Here is a 21,075-nt window from a genome sequence, read left to right as displayed (position 1 = left end):
GCTTGCCGATCTTTTACCTGCCAGGAGAAGACACATGACGGCCTTTGGCGTCCAATACCAGGTCCTCGTGAACAACGAGGGGCAGTACGCGATCCACCCCGGTTGGCTGAGTTGGCCAGCGGGCTGGCGCGCGGCCGGATTCACCGGCTCCGAGACAGAGTGCATGGAGTTTGTCGATGAAGTGTGGACAGACATGCGTCCCCAGAGTTTGATCGACCAGCTGTCTGGGGGCTCTCGGTGAATCAGACGGTAGAACGTAGGGCGGCGATCGCGAAGTGGCTCGCCCAGCGAGCCGAAGCCACCGCGCAGGATCCGACCGTGACCCCCGCGAACACAGGGCGTATATCTATGGGCCAGCGTGGACTGTGGTTCCAGAGTGGCCTGGGCGAGAGTGAGAATACCGGCTCCGCCTTCTGCTATCGGCTACGCGGACCGTTGCATCACGAAAGCCTCGCCCGGGCGTTCGCAGCCGTCATCGCCCGCCATGAGCCCCTCCGTACCCGCTACGTCTATGAGCGGGACGAGCCCGCCATGGTGATCGACCCCCCGACCCCCGTTGCGCTGGACGTCGTCCAGGCCGAGCGGCCGGCCGGTGAGGACGGGATCGACTGGCTGGTCCCCTCAATCCAGGGCTACGTGAGCGAACCATTCGATCTGGGCGCCGACGCGGCCCTGCGGCTGCGGCTCTGGAGGATCACGGAGGACGATCACGTCCTCGCCATCGTAGTCCACCACATTGCCTTTGACGGCTGGTCCCTTGGGATCTTCCAGAACGAGCTCTCGTATCTTTACGACCACTTCTTGAACGGCACCCGGGTCACCCTTCCCGAACTGACGACGACGTACAGCGCGTACGCAGAGGAACAGCGCAGGTCGGTGGACGAATTGCGGTTCGCCGAGCACGCGGCGTACTGGAAGGAGCAACTGCGCTGCGCTCCGCCGCTGCTGGATCTGCCGACCGACCACCCGCGTCCGCTGGTGCAGTCCTTCAAGGGTGACCTATGCGCCTCCGCGGTGTCACCCGAGACCTGCCGGGGCCTGAGCGGGGTGGCCGAGGAAGAGGGGGCGTCGCTGGCCATGGCCCTCGTCGCCGGCTATGCGCTGTTCCTCGGTCGTTGGGCACGCAAGGACGAGGTCGTCGTCGGTGTGCCCGTGGCGAACCGCGCCAGAGCGGAACTCGAGCCGTTGATCGGCATGTTCGTCAACTTGCTGCCGATCCGTGTCCGGCTCGACCGCGACCTGACCTTCCGCGAGCTGCTGCGGCAGGTTCGCGTGACAATGCTCGCGGCGTTCGACCACCAAGCGCTGCCGTTCGACCAGATCGTCCAGGACCACCGTCGGGCGGACGAGGACCAGTGGTCCACACCGATGGTCAACGTTGCGCTCGCGCTGCAGACGGCCGATCGCGGCAGACTGGTGTTCGGTGAGGCGTCCATCGAACCGCTCATGGTCCACGAGCGCACCAGCATCTTCGACCTGACGTTGACGATGGGCCCGGCCGACGACGGGTTCGCCGGATACATGGAGTACAACAGGGAACTGTTCGAAGCCGAGACGATCAGTCGGATGAACGACGCGCTGAGCGTGGTGTTCGGCCATTGCGGCGGCCGCCCCGACGTGCCCCTCGCGGACCTTTCGCTGGGGGGGGAGGAGCCTGCGGCACAGACTGCCGGGGAACCGATAGCCGCATCGGTGGAGGGGCAGAGGGCCGGCCACAGCTTGTTCGACCGCTTTCTGTCCACCGAGCGCGACGATCCGCAGCGCGCCGCTGTGCTAGACCGTCGGGAGGCGATGACCTACGCCGAGTTGCGGACCGCCATCGAAGCGCTCGCCGCCCAGCTCAAGGATGCTGGAGTCGTCCCGGGATCGGTGGTGGGCGTGCACCTGCCGCGGGGCAGGGACCTTTTGACGGCGTTCCTCGCCGTTCTGTGGGCAGGCGGGGTCTACCTTCCTCTCGATCCGGTCCATCCCGCGCGGCGGCTGCGTGGCATCGTCGAGGACAGCGGTGCCAGTCACATCGTGACGGGAGCCGTCGGTGACGTCCCGTGGGAGCCCGGGCCCGTGGTTCTGGGACCTCGCCCGGAGGCCCGAGCTCGCCTTGCTCCCGTCGCGGTCGGGGAATCGGCCCCCGCCTACCTCATCTATACCTCTGGGTCGACCGGGCGGCCCAAGGGCGTGACGGTCAGCCGGGCGAGCCTGGACCACCTTGTCGTGGCGCAGGATGCACTGCCGGTCGAGGGCTTGGAGCGCTTCGCGGCCGTCGCCACGCCCTCGTTCGACGCGTCTATCTGGGAAATGGTGCTGCCGCTGGGCCGGGGCGGGCGTCTGGACTTCTGCGCCCCCGAGGAACTCGTCGAAGCGCTCCAGGAGTTCGGAACCCAGATGCTCACCGCCACTCCCTCGCTGCTGGCGACGGTCGACCGATTCCCGCCGTCGCTGCGGGTGGTCGTCTCGGCGGGCGAGGCACTTCCGCAAGCACTGGCGCGGAAGCTGGAGCAGTCCGTCTGCCTGGTCAACGCCTACGGTCCGACCGAGGTAACCGTGTGCGCCTCGTTCTCCACCAGCGCTCGTGGCCAGGACACACGAAGCATCGGCTTGGCGCTGCCCGGCGTCAACATCCACGTTCTCGACGCGAACCTCCGCGAGGTGCCTCACGGGGCCGTGGGCGAAATCTGCATCGGTGGAGCGGGCGTCGCACTCGGGTACCACGGTGACGAGGCCCTGACCAAGGACCGCTTCGTGTCGTCGGTGTTCCGGCCGGGTGACCGCGTCTATTGCACGGGCGACCTCGGCCGGTGGGGCGTGGACGGCTGTCTGTATTACCTGGGCCGCGTGGACGACCAGGTCAAGCTCAACGGCCAGCGGGTGCAACTGGCGGACATCGAGGCGGCTGCGTCTCGTGCGCCCGGCGTGCTCTCGGCCGCCGCCTACGTCGGCCAGTCCGCAGCGGGAATTCATCTGGGGCTGGCCGTCACCGCGGACAGCGGGACCGACACCGCGGGTCTCGTCACGGCGGTGGAGCGGAGCTGCGCCGAGTGGCTGCCGTCTGGCGTCGTACCGACCCGCGTCTGGGCTGCCGCAGAGTTGCCTCTGACTCCGAGCGGCAAGGTCGACCGGGCGGCGCTGGCCGCTGCGGAACCGGCCGGGCCCGAGGCACCGACGGATGCGGCGCCGCCGCGTACCGAGCTCGAAGCGGCGATCGCGGACATCTGGGAAGCCGTACTCGGTACACCGGTGAACGACCTGACCAGCACCCTGTACACCCTGGGCGGGCAGTCCCTGCAGGCGGTCCGGATCATCTCCGAGATCCGCAAGAAATATGGCATCGGGATCGCCGTGCGCGACTTCCTCTCGGCCCCGACCGTCGCGGCCCTGGCCGAGCGGGTCGGAAAGGAGTTGAACCAATGACGGCGATACCACGATCCGGCCCCGTGCTCGTCGGCCTGCGCGACGGCGCCGCCACCGCACCGCTGGTCGTTCTGCTGCCGCACTCCGGATGTAACAGCGGCGTGTTCCTGCCCGTGGCCCGCGCCATGACCGGCCCCTCATTCGTGATGGGCGTCGACTACCCCGGGCACGGCGGCCGCTTCACCGAGCCGCTGGCGCCGGACGTCTTCTACCTCGCCGCCGAGATCGCCGACTCCGTGGCGGCACTCACCCCGCCGGAAGTCGTTCTCTTCGGCCACAGCTTCGGCTCGATCGTCGGCTTCGAAGTGGCACGAGCGCTCAGTGCGCGGGGCGTACGGGTCCGCAGACTGATCGCCTCCAGCTGCGTCAGCCCCCACGCGATGGCCGCGGAGACACGCACGGTCCATCAGGAACCCGAACATGTCCTGGTCGATCTGCTGGTGGACCACGGGGGGCTCGATGCGGACCTGCTCGATGAGCCCGAGCTGCTGGAAGTGATGCTGCCCGTCATTCGTCACGACACCCGGCTCGGCGAAGTCCACCGGCCTGATCCGGCAGCGGTGGTCAACGCGCCGGTGACCGCCGTCGGCGGATCCGAGGACCGCACGGTGAGCAGTGCGGACCTAGCGGGCTGGGGTGAGTGCACGACTGACGAGTGCACGGTCGAGTTTGTGCCCGGTGGCCACTTCCACGTCATGGAGCATCCGCAGAACATAGCGGTTCTGCTCGACGCCGCAGCAGGCCGCGACGCCGGACAGCCGCTGGAGACCATCGAAGGACGGACAACATGAGGCAACTCTCGCCTAGCTTTTGGGAACTGAGCCCTCCGGCTGGGCCGGGGCTCCCGGTCGCGCTCCTCTTCCCCTTTGCTGGCGGGAGCGCCCATTCCATCAGGGAATGGGGCGACCGGTTCGCCGGCTACCGGACAATCGCCGTGCAGTACCCCGGGCGGGGCAGCCGCACCGAGGAGCCGTTTGCCGCGTCCGTGGAGGAGTCGGCTGCCGCGCTGGTCGACGAATACACCGACCTGTTCACCGAAGCGCCGGGGCTGCTCCTCGGACACAGCATGGGTAGCCTAGTTGCGCTGCAGACAGCGCTGGCGTTCGAGAAGCTCGGCACCCCGGTTGGTGCACTGGTGGTATCTGCCGCCGGACCCCCCGGGACCCGGCCGGGGGGTGATGGACCACTCTCGGAGGGCCGACACGGCCGACCGCTGCATCTCCTCGACGACGACGAGCTTGCCGCGTCACTGGTCGCAGCCGGTGGACTCCCGGCGGAGACACTGCATGAGCCGGAACTTCTCGCCCTGGCGCTGCCGGTGGTGCGCCATGACTTTCGGCTGGGATGGAACTATGTGTCTTCAGCGGAGGGGTGGACAGTATCGTGTCCACTTATAGCCGTCGGCGGCGTCGACGACCAGACCGTACCTGACCACGTCCTGCGTGCGTGGGAGCCCCTGACGACGGGTCCGTTCACGACTCGGACCTGGCCGGGCGGCCACTTCTACTACCGTTCGGACCTGCCGGGCTTCGATGATCTGGTCCGCCCGGAGCAGCTTCCTGTGACCCGTGGGCCCGTTGGACCGTCCGGTTCTCCGCCCGCTGCCGTGCAGCAGGCGGAGAACGAGGTGCTGGCAGCGGTCATCGACGTATGGGCCGAGCTGCTTCCCCTTGCCGCCGTCGACGGGCAGACGCGGTTCTTCGAGGCCGGAGGAACATCGATCGCGGCCATGCGGGGCTGCGCCAAGCTGAGCGCCAAGCTGGGCGTACGCGTGCCCGTGAAGATTCTCCTCGATCAAGGGCGTCTGGAGGACTTCGCCGCCCAGGTCTGTCAGATCCGGCGCGCCGCGCGATGAAGCGACTCCTGGTGCCGTACGACAAAGGGGCGGTGCATCCCGCAGAGATCGCGCGCGCGTTGGGAGACATCGCGGAAGTCGTCTTCGCGGTTCCAGACTCCCCACACGCGAGGCGTCTGGAACCGGTGATGGCCGCACTTGGCTGTACGATGCCGCTGTCGCAGCAGCGCGAGTCCGATCGCCGGGCAGCCAAGGCACTGGGACTCGACGGAGTCGTCACCTTCAGTGAACGGATGATCCGGTCAGCGGGGTGGATCGCCGCGGACCTGGGGTTGCCAGGCCCCGGCGCAGAGGCGGCCGAGGCGGTCACCGACAAGGGCCGCCAGCGTGATCTGCTGCGGGCCCGCGGCGTCGACACGACCCGATCGGTTGTGGTCGCTTGCGGCTCGGACTGGGACGCGGCCGTGGCGGCTGTCGGCCTCCCCGCGGTGCTCAAACCGGCACGGGGAGGAGGCAGCCGGGAGACGCATCCAGTCGCCGACGCCGAACAGGGAAGGCGTCTGTTTGCCCGTCTGCAGCGCTCCGACGAGGTCTTTGTGTTGGAGGAGCTGTTGCCCGGCGCCGATTGCGGTCCCTTCGGGAACTACGTCTCGTTAGAGAGCCTGGTACTGGCCGGGACACCGCACCATGTCGCGGTGACGGGGAAGTTCCCGCTCGCGGCACCCTTCCGCGAAGTGGGCCAGTTCTGGCCGGCTCCGCTGAAACCAGCCGACATGGACGCCGTGCTCGGTCTGACGACAGCCGCCCTGCAGGCACTCGGGTTCGAGACCGGAGTAACGCACACGGAGTTGAAGCTGACCCCGAGTGGCCCTCGCATCATCGAGGTGAACGGTCGTCTCGGCGGGCACATAAGCGAGCTCGCCAGACGCGCAGCAGGGATGGACGTGGTGCGGGTTGCAGGCCTTGCCGCCTTGGGAGAGGCGTCGCCGCCCCGGCCGGTTCCGACCTGCGGCCCAGTGCACTGGCAGTACAACAATCCGACACCACGCGACGCCTGTGAATTTGTCGGCGTCAACGGGTGGCGTGAGGCACTGGGGGTCGAGGGCGTCAGCGTCTACACGCCATACCTGCGGCCCGGGACCCGGCTACCGGGCGGGGTCATGACAGAGCCGCTGGATCTTGTGGGCGGAGAGGCCGCCGACTACGACGAGATGTTCACCCAACTCGTGGAGGTGGGGCGCCGTCTGTCGTATTCCTTTAAGTTCGCCGATCGCGAGCGGACCATATCCATGGGGTTGCTGCCTGATGCCTAGTCCAACAGACGCACTGACACGCCCTGCCGCAGAGCCGTATCTCCCCGACCCGACCGTGCACGCGGAGCAGGACCTCTCTGGTTACTTCCGGCAGATGCGCGTGCACCAGCCGGTGGCCTGGCGCCAGTCGGTGGACGGGCCGGGGTTCTGGCTGGTGAGCAGGCATGCCGACGTGCTCACCGTGTGCCGGGAATCCGACTCGTTCGTGTCCACCGGCGGCAACGTGATCGACACCCTGCTTAACGGCGGCGACACGGGGGCCGGCCGAATGCTCGCGGTGATGGACGGACCCAAGCACACCAGCATGCGCAAGCTGCTGTGGCGTTCCTTCACTCCCGGGGCGCTCACGACCTACGCGGAGCGCATCAGAGCAGCGACGCGGGAACTCCTCCGGACTGCCTTGCTGGCAGGCACCTGCGACTTCGCGCGTGATGTCGCGGCCCACATCCCCTTGGCGGCGATCTGCGACCTTTTGGGCGTACCCGCGGCAGACCGGCAGTTCATCCTGCAGCGGACCAGCAAGGCGCTCGGCTCCGAAGGGGCTGCCCATGCCCCGGGAGCCGCCCGGCTGGCCAAGGGCGAACTACTGCTGTACTTCGCCAAGCTGGCCCGTGCCCGACGGGATGAGCCCGCCGACGACCTGGTCACCTTGTTGTCCACCGGGCTGGTCGAGGGAGACAGGCTCACCGACGATGAGGTCGTGCTCAACTGCTACAGCCTCATCCTGGGCGGCGATGAGACGACGCGACTGGCCCTGATCGGCGCTGTCCAGGCCCTGATCCAGCACCCCGATCAGTGGAAGGCGCTGAAGACCGGCGAAGTCAGCACCGCATCGGCCACCGAAGAGGTCCTCCGGTGGACCTCGCCCGCCCTCCACGTCGGTCGGACGGCCGTGCGCGACGTTGAACTGGGCGGACATAAGATCCACAGCGGTGACGCGGTGGTGGCCTGGACCGCCTCTGCCAACTTCGACGAAGCCGAATTCGACGAGCCCGAACGATTCGACCTGGCTCGGCAGCCCAATCGGCACCTGTCCTTCGCCCATGGCCCTCATTACTGCCTCGGTGTCCATCTCGCGCGTATCGAGATCGCGGCGCTGCTCGACGGCCTGCGTGAGACTGTGAACGTCCTCGAGCCGGCGGGCCCCACCCAACGTGTCCATTCCAATTTCCTGAGTGGCTTGAGCAGCCTGCCGCTGCGGCTGGGAGCATAGGTGTTGACGATGCATGAACCGGCGACCATTCCCGCGCTCTTCGACGAAGTGGCCCAGCGTCACGCCGACCGCACCGCGCTCGTCTATCAGGGCACGACGCTGACGTATCAGGAACTGCAACACCGCGCCGACGACCTCGCCGATCTGCTGAACGGCGGTGGCGTCACTACCGAAACCGTCGTCGGCGTGTACGCGGAGCGCTCAATCGAACTCGTTGTTGCTTTCCTCGGTGTGCTCAAGGCGGGCGGAACCTACGTCTGCCTCAGCCCCGACCACCCCAGGGAACGACTGGCCCAGATCCTGGCCGAGGCGGGAGCAGCCCGCGTAGTCACTACCAGCCAGCACCGGCAGGCGGCGGAGGAATTCGGCCTGCCCGTGATCGACATCGCCGAGACCACGGACTCGGGCCGACTCTCCGCGGGCCGCGTGCTGTCCCGTCCGGTGACGGCTCCGGATGCACTCGCGTACATCATCTTCACGTCTGGGTCGACCGGGAGGCCGAAGGGCGTCGGCATCACGCACCGCAACCTTCTCGGGCTGGTCCGCGACCAGACGTATGCCGCATTCGGTCCCGAGGAAATCTATCTCCAGCTCTCTCCCGCGTTCTTCGATGCCTCGGCCTTCGAGATCTGGGGTGCGCTGCTCTCTGGCGCCCGGCTCGTCGTCGCGGCGGCCTCCTACCACGCCCTGGACGAGCTGCCCGACGTGCTGCGCACCGAGCAGGTCACGATGCTGCTGCTGACGCCTCCGCTCTTCCACGAACTGGTCCGGCGGCAGATCGACGCCTTCAGTACCGTCCGACGGCTCATCGTCGGAGCCGAGGCGATGTCGCTGACAGCCGCCCGGACCTATCTGGAGCACGCCCGCAGCCACGGTGCGAGCTTCGCCAACGTCTACGGTCCGACTGAAGCGACCACGTTGGCCAGCTGCTACGAGATCACCGACCTGGAGAGAAGCGAGGGGATCATTCCGATCGGCTCGGCCATCGACGGAGCAGCCATCCACCTGCTCGATGAGGACTTGAACCCCGTCGCTCCCGGCGCCACGGGTCAGATCTACATCGGCGGTCCCGGCGTCGCACGTGGCTATGTGGGACAGCCGGGTCTAACGGCAAGAAGCTTCGTCGCGGACCCGTACTCGGCTGTCCCCGGGGCACGCATGTACGCCACGGGAGACCTCGGGCGACGCCGCGCCGACGGGGAGATCGAGTTCCTCGGGCGCGGCGATGACCAGGTGAAGATTCGGGGCCACCGGGTTGAGCTGGGTGAGGTTGAAGCCGCACTGGCGCGGTGCCCGGGGGTCCACGCCGTCGCCGTGACCGCCCGAAGCACCAGCGTCGGCAGCCACCAGTTGGTCGCCCACCTGGTGGCTCAGGATCCCCAGAACCAGCGACTGGGCCGAGACCTGGCACAGTTCGCCGTTACCCGGCTTCCGGCCTATCTGCGGCCCTCCGCGATCCAGTTGCTTCCCGATTTTCCGCTCACGCCCTCTGGCAAGATCGACCGGAAGGCGCTCGACGCCCGGCTCGACGAACCGGCCCCTGCGGCGACACCGATGCCGACCCCGGACGACGAGCAGTCCGTTCTCACCGGCATCTGGCAGCAGATCCTGGGGGTCGACGACATCGGCCCGGACGACGACTTCTTCGCACTCGGGGGTGACTCGCTGCTGGCCATACGTGTCATCGCGGATGCGGAAGCGGCAGGGATCGACATCGCCCTCGCGGATTTGTTCGCCACGCCCACGATCAATGGGTTGACCGGCAGAGGGGCGTCGGACAAGTCGGGGGCTGCTGTGGCCGTAGCTGGGGCAACGCAGGAGAGGCCTTCGCCTGTCCAGCAGCGGCTACGGGATTTGTGGGCCGAACTGCTGGGCGTGGTGCCGGCGCTGGATGACGACTTTTTCGCCTTGGGGGGTGACTCGCTGCTGGCCATACGTGTCATCGCGGATGCGGAAGCGGCAGGGATCGACATCGCCCTCGCGGACCTGTTCGCCACGCCCACGATCCGCGCGCTGGCCCCTGACAGCAGCGGAACCCCCGTGCTCGCGCAGCGAAGCGACGGCCATGCCGACCACACCGAGGACAGTGACCTGACACGGCACTTCGGCCCGGAGGTCGAGACGGTGTATCCGGCGACCCTGATGCAGCTCGGCCTCCTCTTCGAGTCGGAAGCAGACCCAGACAGCGGACTGTACATCGATGTCATAAGCCGGCGGATCGCAGGCCGCTTCGAGGAGGCGCTGTTCACCGAGGCGTTGCGGCTGAACCTGACGCGGCACCCGGTCCTGCGTACAGGTTTCGACCTGCATACGCTCGACATGCCCGTGCAACTCGTGTACGCCGAGCCGGCCATCAGCCTGACGGTCAGGGACGTGCGAGGTGAGAGCCCCGACACGGCCGCCGCAGCCGTGAAGGAGGACCTGCGGGCGGCAGGGCTGCCCTTCGCCCCCGACGACCGCTCGCTCATCCGTTTCCGGGTCACCCGGACAGCCGTCGCGGAGTACTGCCTGACCTACGGCTTCCACCATGCCGTCATGGACGGCTGGAGCGAGTCGGTCTTCGCCGGGGAGCTGCTGCGTCGCTACGACGCACTGCTGCGCGGTGCAGCCCCCGTCCCCGTCCAGCCGTTGCAGGGTTACGGCGACTTCGTTGCCCTCGAACAGCAAACCCTGCAGTCGGAGACGGCCCGCCAGTACTGGAAGGAACGCTGTGCGGCCCTGGCCCCGACGCTCACCAACTCCGGGGAGGGTCGATCGGGCACCGACCGGCGGACCCTGACGGCAGTGGTGCCGCAGGATGTCGCGGCAGGGCTGAGACATGGATCCCGGCAGTGGCGGCTGCCGTACAAGAGCTTGCTCGTGGCGGGTCACTTGGCGGCTCTCGGCCGGATCCTCGGCACGGCTGAGCCGGTGACCGGCCTGATCGTGAACGGTCGCCCGCAAGCCACCGAGAGCGATCAGATGGTCGGTCTCTTCCTTAACGTGGTCCCGGTGTCGGCACCCGTCACCGGCTCGTGGAGAGAGATTGCCGGCAGTGTCTTCGAGGAGGAGAAGGCCCTCTTGCCGCACCGTCGCTTCCCCTACCCGGCACTGCGCGAGCTCATGGGCACGCAGCTGTTCGACGTGGCGTTTAACTACGTCCAGTTTCACCGCAGTGCGCGGCTCCTCGAACTGAAGGAGGTCCGCGTGCTCGACACCCGCATCGAGGACAAGACGAGCTTCCCGCTCGCTTTCGATGTGGTTCAGTCCCCGGACGGGGAGCAGCTCACCATCGAGGCGGCAGCCACGGCCGACACGTTCTCAGCAGCCCACCTGGAAGCCGTGGTGGCCGCCCACTTGGACGTCTATCGCGAGATGGCGGCCGACGCACTCACGGGCGAGGTGAGGCGCAGTGTATGACGTCATCGTCGTGGGCGCGCGTTGCGCAGGTGCCTCCACCGCACTGTTGCTCGCCCGCCAGGGCCACCGTGTGCTGCTGATCGAGCGCGCTCGGTTCCCGAAGGACACCCTGTCCACCCTGTACATCCACCAGCCGGGCGTGGCCAGGCTCGCCGCCTGGGGCGTATTGGATGATGTCGCCTCCACAGGATGCCCGCCGGTCGACACCGTGACCTATCGGGTCGACGACGTACGGCTGACCGGGTCGAGCCGACCCGTGGAGGGGCAACGAGCCTCCTACGCTCCGCGTCGATACCTGCTCGACCAGATCCTGGTCGATTCGGCCGTTGCCGCGGGCGTCGAGTTCCAGGACGAGACCACGGCAGGTGACCTGCTGTTCGAGGACGGCCGAGTCGTCGGGCTCCGGTGCCGAACGGCCGGTTCGGCGTGGCGGAGGGAGCGCGCGAGACTGGTCATCGGCGCCGACGGTATGCGCTCGCAAGTGGCGAGCCAGGTCGAGGCGACGGTCCTGCAGAGCACCGAACCCAGGACCTGCGCCTACTACACGTACTGGGACCTGCCGGGCCCGAGGATGGCCTTGCACGAGGCTTCCGGCCGCTGGGTGGGCGCCGTATCGACGAACGACGGCGCCACCCTGGTAGGGTGCTACTTCCCGCAGAGCGACTTCCAGCGCATTCGGGGAAATGCCCTCGATGCGTATCTGGACTGCTTCCGTGACCATGCTCCAGAGCTGTACGAACAGGTTGCGGCAGAAGGACCCATCGACAGGCTCTACGGCACCGGTGACCAGCGGAACTTCATCCGTCGAGCGGCCGGGCCCGGTTGGGCGCTGGTGGGCGACGCGGCCCATCACAAAGACTCCATCACTGCACGCGGCATCACCGATGCCTTCCTTCAGGCACAGTTGCTCGCCGACAGCCTTCCGGGCGACTTGGGGAGAGACGAGGCGCTGGACAAGGGACTGAGCCGGTACGCCGCCGATCACTACGATCTGGTCGTCGAGGGTTATCACAGCACCTTGTTCGTCGCGGAACTGACGGTGGCGGAGGGGCGACTCGCCATGCTGCGCGCCGTCGCCGAGAGCCCGGAGTTGACGGAGTTGTATTTCTCCATGCTCTCCGGCGCGTGCAGTTCCGATGACTTTTTTACCGAGGAGTTCATGGCCTCTCTGTAACGGTTCCGCTCGGCTGTGTGCCGCCGACCGCATCGGGCGTCCTGCCTCATGGCAGGACGCCCGTTCTTTCAGCTTTCGCCCAGCAACAGCCGCACTGCGGCCCGATCGACCTTTCCGTTCGGCGTCAACGGAAGCACGTCTGCAGAAACCAGGTGGGTGGGAACCGCATAGGGGGGAAGGACCTTCCGCACCTCTTCCAGGACCGCCCCGTGATCCAAGACGTCGTTGCTGACCACCAAGGCACCGAGAGCGCGGCCCCCGCCGACGGCATCGACCATTTCGACGGCAGCTTGGCGCACTGCGCCCACCGACGCCAACACTCCTTCAACCTCTGAGAGCTCGACCCGGAAGCCGTTGACCTTCACCTGCCGGTCGATCCGCCCCAGATACTCCAGGGCCCCGTCACCGCGCCAGCGCACAAGATCTCCGGTGCGGTACACACGTGTCCCCGGCACCTGAGGCAGCTCTACGAAAGCGGCAGCCGTGCGCACGGGGTCGTTCAGGTAACCGACTGCCAGGGACGGGCCAGCGATGCACAACTCCCCGACGGCACCTCGCGGCCGGAGCATCAGCGCCTCGTCTACGACGAACGCGGTGCAACCGGGTATCGGACGCCCGATCGGCGGCGAAGCGGTCCACTCGCCGGTCAGCCGCTGGAGCGTGACCGCCACGGTGGTCTCGGTGGGGCCGTATCCGTTCCACATCTCCCGCTCGGAGCAGGCCCAATCGGCCACGAGGGCGCCTGGAACCGCCTCACCGCCGACCGATACCAGTCGCAGGTACGGCAAGTCGGCCGGATCGAGCAACGGCAGCAGAGCCGGGGGAAGTTCGGCCACGGTGACTCCCTCCGTATGGAGGAAGCCGGTGAGCAGTATCGGGTCCATCCGGGTGTCCGGGTCGGGGATCACTACCTGGGCACCGGCCGCGAGGGTAGCGAACACCTCAAACACTGACACGTCGAACACCGGCCGGGCGAAAGCGAGCACCCGGTCCTCGGGGGTGATGCCGTACGCGGCGTTGATCTCTCGGCAAAAGTGGCCGAGGCTGCCTTGGGACACCTCGATGCCCTTGGGAACCCCGGTGCTCCCGGAGGAGGATAAGACGTACGCAGCCGCCGAAGGCTCCGGGAGACAGAGCGTTACAGGCTGCGCTGCGAGATCCCGAGGCGTCCGAACGACAGGCATCTCAACTGGCAGGAAGTCCGATTCTGGAACTTCCTCCCCGGCCTCGTCAGCCCACAGGCAGGCCGTGGCCCCGGTGCTGGTTGCAATCTGCTTCATTCGCGCGACGGGTGACTCTACGTCGACGGGAACGTAGCTTGCGCCAATCAGATGGCAGGCGAGCATGCCAGCCACGGTGAGATCGGACTGTGCGCCGTGCAGGAGCACGCGGTCGCCTTGGCACACGCCGGCGGAGCGCAGTTCGGCGGCAGTGGTCGCGGCCTGCCGGATCAGATCTCGGTAGGAGAGCGTCCTTCTGGCGTAGCGGACCGCAGGAGCCAGGGGGCGCCGCTCGGCCCAGTCGACAATCGCCTCCAGTGCGGTGCGGTACCGGACCTCGGATGGTGTTCCTCCACCCCCAAGCGTGAGCAACCCGTCGAGCGCGGCGTGGGAGAGCAGCGGGAGGTCTGCCAGTTCCGTCTCGGGACCGGCCAGCCAGCCGGCGACCAGCGTTCGCAGAGCGTCGAGAAACGCTGCCGCTGTCTGTTGGCCGAGGGTATCCTCGTCCCAGGATGCGGTCAGGGTTACCGCGCCACCCGTTGCGTCGGGCGCAGCGTCCAGAGCCATGGAGAGGGCGCCCGGAGAGCCGGGATCCGCCGCGCTGCGCGCGGCCGTAACACCTCGGGTGCCGTCCACAAGGAACCTACCGACCGTCGCGCCGGGCTCCGCGGGCATGTTGCGACTCCAGCGTTCGGCCAGGTATTCGGTCAACCGTTGAACGGCCTGTGCCGCCGGAACCTCGTGCCGGCGGCACCAGTCGAACAGCGCGCGGGCCTGTTCCCCGGCGAGTAGGACGATGTGTGTGTCGCGCCTTCCGCGAGCGTTGTGATCAGTCTCTGCGTGGTCCGGAGGAAGGGATAGATGCCATCCTGCCGGTGAGGCCCCTTCTGCGCTGTCCGAGTGTTCCGCGACCGCGGCGGGGAGGTTCACGCCGCTTCCTCCTGCTGCATGGCGGCGTTGCGTAGAGGAGCGGACGCCAGGGCCAGGAGGCCCGCGCCGGCCAGCACGGATGCACACACCACAGCTGTAGTGAAGGCACCGATGGCATCGGCCAGTTGGCCGAGCAGATTCAGGGTTACCACCAGGACCAGGCTCTGCACCAATGTGATGAGGGATTGAACCCGAGCCAGGTGCGTGTCAGGGCTGGCTCCCAGCATCAGCGGGCCGAGGTGAGTGACGAACATGCCCAAGCCGAGGCCGAACACCGTGGCCGCTGCCACCGCAATCGCAGCCTGCTCGGTCACTGCGAGCACGCAGATGCCGAGGCCCATGGGAACGACGCTCAAGGCTGCGACGAAGCCGGGCCTGCGAAGAGCTCCCCGCCGCGCCACGACTAGAGCCACGACGAGGGCACCGAGCGCCTGGCCGCCTAGGACCACGCCAGCAGCCTGTGCGCCCCAGTGGTTCTCCCGTGCCAACAGCGGGACGAGGAGTGCCCCGACCGGGATAGCAAATCCGGCGACTGCGCCGGTCAGGATCAGCGCTGGGCGCAGCACCGGGTGGCGCATCGAAAGCGTCACACCCTGGCCCGCCTCACGCAGCAGGCTCGCACGCTGAGCTGGCGGGGGAACCTCGAAGACAGGGCGAATGAGCACAGCGACGATCAGGGCGAAGGCGAACGTCAGGCCATCGAAAAGCGCAGCCCCGGCGAGGCCACCGGCCGCCACCAACGCTCCGCCGAGCGAGCCTCCGACCAGCGAGATCAGTTGGCTGCCGGTCTGGCTGAGACCGACGGCACGGTCAAGAGCGTCCGGGGCCACTAGTCGTCGCGGCATTGACCCCGCCACTGGGAGGTAGAAGGCGTCAATGGTCCCTATGACTACGCCGGCACCCAGCAGCAGCCACAGGGTGGATCCTTGGGTGACCGCGGTGAGCCCCACGACCACGGTCATGGCGACCATCAGCGCATCACCGATGATCAAGATGCGCCGGGGGGAGAACCGGTCCGCGACTGCCCCTCCGAGGAGAAGGAACAGGGTTCTCGGAAGAGCAACGGCAGTGAGCACGAGCCCCGCCGCGCCGCCCCCGTGGGCGGTTGCCGCCCAACCGAGGGCGAAGTACATGGCGACGTCCCCAAGCTGAGACGTGAACGCTCCGCTAAGCCAGAGGAAATATATTCTCGGCAGCTTCACAGGCGCCGCTACGCGGTCGCGGGCGATGGTCATGGAAGATCACAATAGTGGAGCTCCCTCCACTGTGCTAGCAAGATGACCTCCCGGCTTCCGGGGGTCGGAACGTGTCAAGGGATTGAGACCAACGGGAGTTAAGGGGCCTGTTGTTCCGGTTCGGGTTTGTTGATTCAGACCTGTTCGGGCAGGTTGAGGATCTTGGGTAGGAGCCGGGTGGTGCCGAACCGCTCCGGGTGGACCGACTTCGTGACCTGGTACAACCATGCTCACCGACACGCCGGGATCGGCTTGCACACCCCGGCCGAGGTCCACCACGGCCGCCATCACCGCGTCCGCGCCAACCGCCAGGCCACCCTCGCCACCGCGCGGGCGGTCATGAACGCCCGTGCCTGGGCGAGGGACGCGAACCGGTCCGGGAAGACTGGTGCGTACTTCAGCGTCTTGAAGCTCGCCTCGATGAACGGGTTGATGCTCCTATAGATGTCAAGCGGCCAGCGCAAGGTCCTTTTCGATAGTGTCGTTGCGCGGTGGGGGGCACAGGACCTGGTAGATCTCGCGGGCGATATAGCGCTTGAGGCAGCGCGTGATCTCGGCCTTGCTCTTGCCTTCGGTCAGGCGGCGGGTCATGTACTTCTGGGTGGGCTCGTGCCAGTGCAGGCGCACGACGACGATGGGGTCTGCTGCACCGATAGGTGACATCTGAGATGGCTTGCCCTGCGGGCAGGCTGGAAGGATGTCGCTGTGCCCAAGCCTTACCCCCGAGAGTTCCGTGATGACGTCGTGCGTGTGGCTCGTGACCGCGAGGCGGGAGTGACGGTCGAGCAGATCGCGAAGGACTTCGGGGTGCACCCGATGACGTTGTTCAAGTGGCTTCGCCAGGCCGATGTTGTCGCCGGCGCCACCCCTGGGACGTCCAGCAGCGAGTCGGCCGAGCTACGCGAGGCGCGTAAGCGGATCAGGTTGTTGGAGCAGGAGAACGAGGTCCTGCGCCGGGCGGCGGCGTATCTGTCGCAGGCGCATCTGCCGGGAAAAGGCTCTACCCGCTCGTGAGCGAGCTGTCCGCCGACGAGATCCCTGTGGCGGTGACGTGCCGGGTACTGAACATCGCTCGTCAGCCCTACTACCGGTGGCGTGCCCGCCGTGTCACCGACGCCGAACTGGCGGCGGCGTATCGGGCGGATGCGTTGTTCGACGCCCATCGCGACGACCCGGAGTTCGGTCACCGGTTCCTGGCCGATGAGGCCCGCGCTGCCGGCCAGCCGATGGTCGAGCGCACCGCCTGGAAGATTTGCTCCGGCATGGGATGGTTCAGCACGTTCAGCAAGCGCAAACGTCGGGGCAAGGGCAGCAAGGCCGGTCCGCGGTCGACTCATCGGCGCCCGGGTACTCGCCGAAATCGGAGATGACCGATCCCGCTTCGCTGATACACGAGCACTGAAATCGTATGCCGGTTCCGCCCCGATCACCCGCGCCTCCGGCAAGAGCCTGATCGTCATGCACCGACGAGTGAAAAACCAGCGCCTCGCCCACGCCAGCCATCTCTGGGCCTTCTCCGCCCTCACCGCCTCCCCCGGCACCCACGCTCACTACCAACGCCGACGAACCGCCGGCGACGGCCACACCGCCGCCCTGCGCCACCTGTCCAACCGGCTCCTTGGCTGCCTTCACCACTGCCTGCAAACCCGACAGCTCTACCAGGAGACAACCGCCTTCACCCCACCCCAACCACAACAGCTACCCACCGCAGCTTGACACCAAATTGCGTGGGATGTCTTGTCGGCGATGACGTGGTCCGGGCGCACGCGGGGCCGGCCGGGACCTGACCGCTCGACACGGATGTCGGCGAGGACCTGGGTGAAGCGGGTGCAGTCGTTGACGTTGCCGCCGGAGAGCACGAACGCCAGGGTTCGGCCCAGGCCGTCGCAGGCGAGGTGAATCTTGGTGGTCAGTCCACCTCGAGATCGACCGAGGGCGTGATCTTGTGGTTCGTCCGTTTCTCGCCGCCCCCTTTAGCGCCGGCGGCGTGCTGGTGGGCTCGCACGATGGTCGAGTCGACCGAGACCAGCCAGTCGATGTCACCGGCAGCGTCCGCGTCGACCTGGACCCCGGACAGCATCCGCTCGAATGTCCCGTCCAGGGCCCACCTGCGGAAACGGGTGTAGATCGATTGCCAGGATCCGTAGCGGGCGGGCACGTCCCGCCACGCCGCCCCGGCTCGGATCTTCCACACGATCCCGTTGAGCACCCTCCGGTCATCGACCCGAGGCCGACCACCCGTCACCGCCGACGGCAGGTACCTCGACAGCGCTTCCCACTCGACGTCAGACAACTCGTAGCGACGACCCACGCGCTACATCATCCGACATCAAGATCCTTTGAAGACACCGCCTAGCGGCCCGACGATGGGCACCCAAAAGTACGGATATCCACTCGGGTCCAGGAAGGCCGTCTCGTACCCGGTGAGGAAGGACGCGAGGCGGGGGCCGAAGTCACGGGCCGGGTTGATCGCGTAGCCGGCGTTGACGGCGAACGCCATGCCAATCGCGACCACGATCAGGCCGACGATCAGNGGGGCAAGGTTGGCACCGGGCANAGAGTTNCGGGCGTCGGTTACGGCAANGATCANAAACAGCAGGATCGCCGTGCCNATGATCTGGTCACGCAGGGCGCCCCACTCNGTNATGCCAGCACCCGGCAGNGTCGAGAAGACGCCCTGNCTCTTGCTGGTCAAGCCCGGGTCAAACCGCTGCAGCACCTCGCTGTAGTTCCAGCGAATGATCAGGGCCGCGACGAACGCCCCGGCGGTCTGTGCGAGGGCATAGTACGGCAGCCGCCATTCGTGATCATGGCTGGAGTTCGAGGGTGAGTCGCCGGGCGTAGTGGGCTCGTCTGGCTCGTGCCTGGTGGTGGCGTCGCCATCGTGACCAGCGCAGGTGGTAGGCGATGCTGCGCGTCGGCCGGATCAGTAGGACGTTGATCAGGCGGCGGATTTCGTTGACGGTCAGGTCGATCATGTCGGGTTGAGCGGGACGGTCTGCTGATCGGGCGGCGGCGGCGCAGATCGCGAGGACCGCGAGGGCTGCCAGGGCGAGGGTGGTGAACCGGTGCCAGGACGTCCAGCGGCGGACCTGGTGCTGGTCAAGCCCAACCTGTCCCTTTCCGGTCTGGAAACTCTCTTCCACGATCCATCTGATTCCGGCCACGCGGACCAGTTGGGCGAGTGTGACCGGGCCCGGCGCCCAGCAGCGGTAGAACGCCAGCTCACCAGTAGGGCGTAGAGGGTCAGGCCGGCGCGGGGGCTTTTGGGTCGAGGCGTTGCAGGGTGCAGAAGGCGTGGGCGGCGGATACGAGGGTGACGTGGTGGTGCCAGCCTTGCCAGGTGCGGCCCTCGTAGTGGTCGAGGCCGAGTCCGGTTTTCAGTTCGCGGTAGTCGTGTTCGATGCGCCAGCGGAGTTTCGCCCATCGGATGAGGGTGCGTTTCGGCGTGGTGGCGGGCAGGTTCGACAGCCAGTACTTGGTGGGTTCGTCGCGCTCGGGTGGCCATTCGGCGATCAGCCACGCTTCGGGTAGGTCCTGGTCGCGGTGTGCGGCGAGTAGGACCCGTCCGGCTGGGCGGACCCGTAGGAACACGAACCGGGAGCGCATCCTCACGGGCCGGCCGGCGCGGTTACGGGAGCCGTCACGCCAGTACACCGGCTGGGCCGCGGCAGCGCCGTGGCACAGGACCAGATCCTTGACCGAGGTCGCGGGGTTGCGGTATCGCAGTGTCGGTCGCCGGCCTGTCCACGCTGCCGGTGGCGCGGTCCGTGCCGCTTCCTGCCGTTAAACGCCGATCGTGGTGGCCATCTGCACCACATAGGACAAGCCACGCCCAATCGGGCCGTGGCGGAACTCGCCGCTGTCGCCGTACCCGGCGTCCGCCACGATCACCGGCGGCGTCAGCCCCCACCCGATCACCTCGTCGATCATGTCCAACCCGAGACGCCGCTTCTCCCGATGCCCGACCTCGCCAGGGATCTGCGATCGCACACGCCGCGCATCGACATCAGCCGCAGCGGCCGGCGAGGCGGGATCCCACGACTCCGGCAGGAACAACCGCCAGTCGACCGGACACGACGCGACATCGGTGACCCGGTTCAGACTCACCCCGATCTGACAGTTGGTGACCTTGCCCGCCGTACCGGTGTACTGCCGAGCCACACCCGGCGACGCCCTACCGCACTTGAGCCAACCCGTGTCATCCAGAGCCCACGCCGCCGGCCCGATCGCCTCATCCATCCGCACCGCCAGCCGCCGCCGCACCGGCACCACGTCCCACGGACTGTTCGTCACAAAATGGTTCAACGCCTGATCATGCACACCCGGCAGATGCCCCGCCATCGGCTGGATCGACTTACGCCGCCCATCCACCATCGACCCACGCACATACTGCCCAGCCCGGTCCTGCCACCCAGCACGAGTCAACGACCCGAACACCTCACCGGTGAACTCGGCCAGACCCTCACCCAGACGCTCCACTTCCCAAACATCCACACCAGAGCCAACAACTCACCACACCAACAGTCCTCGAACTATGCCCAAATGCGACAAAGCGCAACCTTGTGATTGGTTGTCACGTACGCGCGGGTCCTCCGGCGACGTGCGAGACGGTGTCGGTCACCTCCGCGAAGCCGCCGGCGCGTACGCGCTCGAACGTCAGCCTGGTGAGGTGTCGCTCGAAGCCCCGGCAGCGGGTTCGGGGATGATGCACGGATGGCACACGTCCTCGAGGCAGCGGCTCCGCTCCGCGGCCGGGCACGGGCCTTTCTGGCCGAGAACGCCCGCGTGATGCCGGTCGGCACCGGCCCGACGACGACCGTTGCCGGGCGGCCATGAAGGCGACGTTCGGACACAGCGACGAACAGGCGTTGGCCGCGCTGCGACACCTCCAGCGTCGGTACTCCGGGCTGACGTACCGCAGCGCGTTCCCGCGAGAGCGAGATCGTCTTCGAGCCCGTGTTCGACGTCGACCACGACGAGAAACAGATCAGGTTCGACTTCGCCATCTCGGACACCGATCCGGACGGTTGCCGCTACGGCTTCCCGCGTCCCGACGGCACGGTGTGGTTCGGCCACCTGAACACCGCCGTCCCCGCCTTTCCGTCGCTGGACTCTTCATCGAGTGCGACGCCCTGCTGCACCACGCCCACCGTCAGCATCTCCGGTCCACCGAGACGCCGCCCGACGCCGACGCCCACCGGGAGCGACTGCTGGACCGCCATCCCACCCTTCGACGCCTCGACATGGCCAGTGGTCTCTGTGTCGAGTGGTGGGCCGACGAGCGAAGACTCGTGCACGTCGATGGGTTCGCCGCACGGCAGGCAGCGCACGGACGCGGCGCGGGCCGGGTCGCGACCGTGGCGAGGACGTGGCACCTCGACGAGG

17 protein-coding genes and 5 pseudogenes are annotated in these 21,075 nt (G+C 67.4%); 13 read left to right on the top strand and 9 right to left on the bottom strand.

Annotated features, from left to right (window positions below):
• Nucleotides 1-34 precede the first annotated feature (34 nt).
• The 8 genes from B118_RS0119995 to B118_RS0119960 all read left to right on the top strand — a co-directional run bounded on the left by B118_RS0119995 (nucleotide 35) and on the right by B118_RS0119960 (nucleotide 12,302).
• On the top strand, nucleotides 35-241 hold the full coding sequence (locus tag B118_RS0119995; protein ID WP_028193308.1) for an MbtH family protein: 207 nt from the start codon (nucleotides 35-37) through the stop codon (nucleotides 239-241).
• Nucleotides 242-348: 107 nt separating this feature from the next.
• Nucleotides 349-3,408: a non-ribosomal peptide synthetase gene (locus tag B118_RS0119990; protein ID WP_028193307.1), complete on the top strand. Its 3,060-nt coding sequence runs from the start codon at nucleotides 349-351 to the stop codon at nucleotides 3,406-3,408.
• Nucleotides 3,405-4,199 (top strand): thioesterase II family protein, encoded by a 795-nt coding sequence (locus tag B118_RS0119985; RefSeq protein WP_080678097.1) that lies wholly within the window; start codon nucleotides 3,405-3,407, stop codon nucleotides 4,197-4,199. The genes B118_RS0119990 and B118_RS0119985 overlap by 4 nt, the downstream gene beginning before the upstream one ends.
• Nucleotides 4,196-5,263 carry an alpha/beta fold hydrolase gene (locus B118_RS29595; RefSeq protein ID WP_080678096.1) on the top strand — a complete coding sequence of 356 codons (1,068 nt, stop codon included), beginning with the start codon at nucleotides 4,196-4,198 and terminating at the stop codon, nucleotides 5,261-5,263. The genes B118_RS0119985 and B118_RS29595 overlap by 4 nt, the downstream gene beginning before the upstream one ends.
• Entirely contained in the window at nucleotides 5,260-6,516 is a 1,257-nt protein-coding gene (locus B118_RS0119975; protein WP_028193305.1) for an ATP-grasp domain-containing protein, read from the top strand. Before B118_RS29595 ends, B118_RS0119975 begins: the two co-directional genes overlap by 4 nt.
• A gap of 55 nt (nucleotides 6,517-6,571) precedes the next feature.
• Nucleotides 6,572-7,729: a cytochrome P450 gene (locus B118_RS0119970; protein WP_238324040.1), complete on the top strand. Its 1,158-nt coding sequence runs from the start codon at nucleotides 6,572-6,574 to the stop codon at nucleotides 7,727-7,729.
• Between the two features lie 9 nt (nucleotides 7,730-7,738).
• Nucleotides 7,739-11,128 (top strand): non-ribosomal peptide synthetase, encoded by a 3,390-nt coding sequence (locus B118_RS29590; protein WP_050592840.1) that lies wholly within the window; start codon nucleotides 7,739-7,741, stop codon nucleotides 11,126-11,128.
• Nucleotides 11,121-12,302: an NAD(P)/FAD-dependent oxidoreductase gene (locus B118_RS0119960; RefSeq protein ID WP_028193303.1), complete on the top strand. Its 1,182-nt coding sequence runs from the start codon at nucleotides 11,121-11,123 to the stop codon at nucleotides 12,300-12,302. Before B118_RS29590 ends, B118_RS0119960 begins: the two co-directional genes overlap by 8 nt.
• Nucleotides 12,303-12,370: 68 nt before the next feature.
• On the opposite strand, the gene B118_RS0119955 is transcribed toward B118_RS0119960, so the two are convergent.
• Nucleotides 12,371-14,452: an amino acid adenylation domain-containing protein gene (locus B118_RS0119955; protein WP_155256578.1), complete on the bottom strand. Its 2,082-nt coding sequence runs from the start codon at nucleotides 14,450-14,452 to the stop codon at nucleotides 12,371-12,373.
• On the bottom strand, nucleotides 14,449-15,687 hold the full coding sequence (locus tag B118_RS0119950; protein ID WP_043541639.1) for an MFS transporter: 1,239 nt from the start codon (nucleotides 15,685-15,687) through the stop codon (nucleotides 14,449-14,451). Before B118_RS0119950 ends, B118_RS0119955 begins: the two co-directional genes overlap by 4 nt.
• Nucleotides 15,688-15,867: 180 nt before the next feature.
• On the opposite strand from B118_RS0119950, the gene B118_RS33935 reads away from it, so the two are divergent.
• Nucleotides 15,868-16,131 (top strand): hypothetical protein, encoded by a 264-nt coding sequence (locus B118_RS33935; protein ID WP_420329462.1) that lies wholly within the window; start codon nucleotides 15,868-15,870, stop codon nucleotides 16,129-16,131.
• Between the two features lie 3 nt (nucleotides 16,132-16,134).
• Here the strand turns inward: B118_RS33935 and B118_RS33060 are convergent, their stop codons facing one another.
• Nucleotides 16,135-16,500 carry a hypothetical protein gene (locus B118_RS33060; RefSeq protein WP_238324045.1) on the bottom strand — a complete coding sequence of 122 codons (366 nt, stop codon included), beginning with the start codon at nucleotides 16,498-16,500 and terminating at the stop codon, nucleotides 16,135-16,137.
• Here B118_RS33060 and B118_RS32485 point away from each other — a divergent pair.
• From B118_RS32485 to B118_RS0119920, 3 genes and pseudogenes are all read left to right on the top strand, one after another.
• Nucleotides 16,393-16,701 carry an IS3 family transposase gene (locus B118_RS32485; protein ID WP_026270612.1) on the top strand — a complete coding sequence of 103 codons (309 nt, stop codon included), beginning with the start codon at nucleotides 16,393-16,395 and terminating at the stop codon, nucleotides 16,699-16,701. The two genes, B118_RS33060 and B118_RS32485, sit on opposite strands and share 108 nt — an antisense overlap.
• Nucleotides 16,698-17,057 (top strand): hypothetical protein, encoded by a 360-nt coding sequence (locus B118_RS28695; protein WP_080678095.1) that lies wholly within the window; start codon nucleotides 16,698-16,700, stop codon nucleotides 17,055-17,057. Before B118_RS32485 ends, B118_RS28695 begins: the two co-directional genes overlap by 4 nt.
• Nucleotides 17,005-17,403: pseudogene (locus B118_RS0119920) on the top strand (transposase); the annotation flags it as partial. The gene B118_RS28695 and the pseudogene B118_RS0119920, both read left to right, overlap by 53 nt.
• 20 nt (nucleotides 17,404-17,423) lie before the next feature.
• Here the strand turns inward: B118_RS0119920 and B118_RS0119915 are convergent.
• The 5 genes and pseudogenes from B118_RS0119915 to B118_RS31905 form a co-directional block, all read right to left on the bottom strand.
• Nucleotides 17,424-17,998, bottom strand: a pseudogene (locus B118_RS0119915) (IS5 family transposase); the annotation flags it as partial.
• A 33-nt stretch (nucleotides 17,999-18,031) separates the two neighbouring features.
• Nucleotides 18,032-18,472 (bottom strand): annotated as a pseudogene (locus tag B118_RS28690) (MIP/aquaporin family protein); the annotation flags it as partial.
• 22 nt (nucleotides 18,473-18,494) lie between these two features.
• A pseudogene (locus B118_RS0119905) lies at nucleotides 18,495-18,920 on the bottom strand (IS701 family transposase); the annotation flags it as partial.
• Nucleotides 18,921-18,933: 13 nt separating this feature from the next.
• Nucleotides 18,934-20,184, bottom strand: a pseudogene (locus B118_RS28685) (IS701 family transposase).
• Nucleotides 20,185-20,263: 79 nt separating this feature from the next.
• Complete coding sequence (locus tag B118_RS31905) at nucleotides 20,264-20,401, bottom strand: hypothetical protein (RefSeq protein ID WP_155244132.1); 138 nt, start codon at nucleotides 20,399-20,401, stop codon at nucleotides 20,264-20,266.
• A gap of 2 nt (nucleotides 20,402-20,403) precedes the next feature.
• Here B118_RS31905 and B118_RS33485 point away from each other — a divergent pair, with 2 nt between their 5' ends.
• Nucleotides 20,404-20,526, top strand: coding sequence for a hypothetical protein (locus B118_RS33485; protein ID WP_018223636.1), 123 nt, complete (start codon nucleotides 20,404-20,406; stop codon nucleotides 20,524-20,526).
• Between the two features lie 197 nt (nucleotides 20,527-20,723).
• Here the strand turns inward: B118_RS33485 and B118_RS30790 are convergent, their stop codons facing one another.
• The gene (locus B118_RS30790) at nucleotides 20,724-21,065 is read right to left on the bottom strand and encodes a hypothetical protein (protein ID WP_232430539.1); all 342 of its coding nucleotides are present in this window, start codon (nucleotides 21,063-21,065) and stop codon (nucleotides 20,724-20,726) included.
• Nucleotides 21,066-21,075: the final 10 nt, after the last annotated feature.

Source organism: Salinispora pacifica CNR114 (genome assembly GCF_000514775.1).
Taxonomy (GTDB): Bacteria; Actinomycetota; Actinomycetes; order Mycobacteriales; family Micromonosporaceae; genus Micromonospora; species Micromonospora pacifica.
This window is presented reverse-complemented; position numbering and strand designations above follow the sequence as displayed.

What these genes read in the sequence shown, in the direction of transcription:
- B118_RS0119995 (WP_028193308.1), top strand. Translation starts at nt 35, where the DNA reads ATGACGGCCTTTGGCGTCCAATACCAGGTCCTCGTGAACAACGAGGGG.
- B118_RS0119950 (WP_043541639.1), bottom strand. Translation starts at nt 15,687, where the DNA reads ATGACCATCGCCCGCGACCGCGTAGCGGCGCCTGTGAAGCTGCCGAGA.
- B118_RS29590 (WP_050592840.1), top strand. Translation starts at nt 7,739, where the DNA reads ATGCATGAACCGGCGACCATTCCCGCGCTCTTCGACGAAGTGGCCCAG.
- B118_RS29595 (WP_080678096.1), top strand. Translation starts at nt 4,196, where the DNA reads ATGAGGCAACTCTCGCCTAGCTTTTGGGAACTGAGCCCTCCGGCTGGG.
- B118_RS0119985 (WP_080678097.1), top strand. Translation starts at nt 3,405, where the DNA reads ATGACGGCGATACCACGATCCGGCCCCGTGCTCGTCGGCCTGCGCGAC.
- B118_RS0119990 (WP_028193307.1), top strand. Translation starts at nt 349, where the DNA reads ATGGGCCAGCGTGGACTGTGGTTCCAGAGTGGCCTGGGCGAGAGTGAG.
- B118_RS33485 (WP_018223636.1), top strand. Translation starts at nt 20,404, where the DNA reads ATGGCACACGTCCTCGAGGCAGCGGCTCCGCTCCGCGGCCGGGCACGG.
- B118_RS0119975 (WP_028193305.1), top strand. Translation starts at nt 5,260, where the DNA reads ATGAAGCGACTCCTGGTGCCGTACGACAAAGGGGCGGTGCATCCCGCA.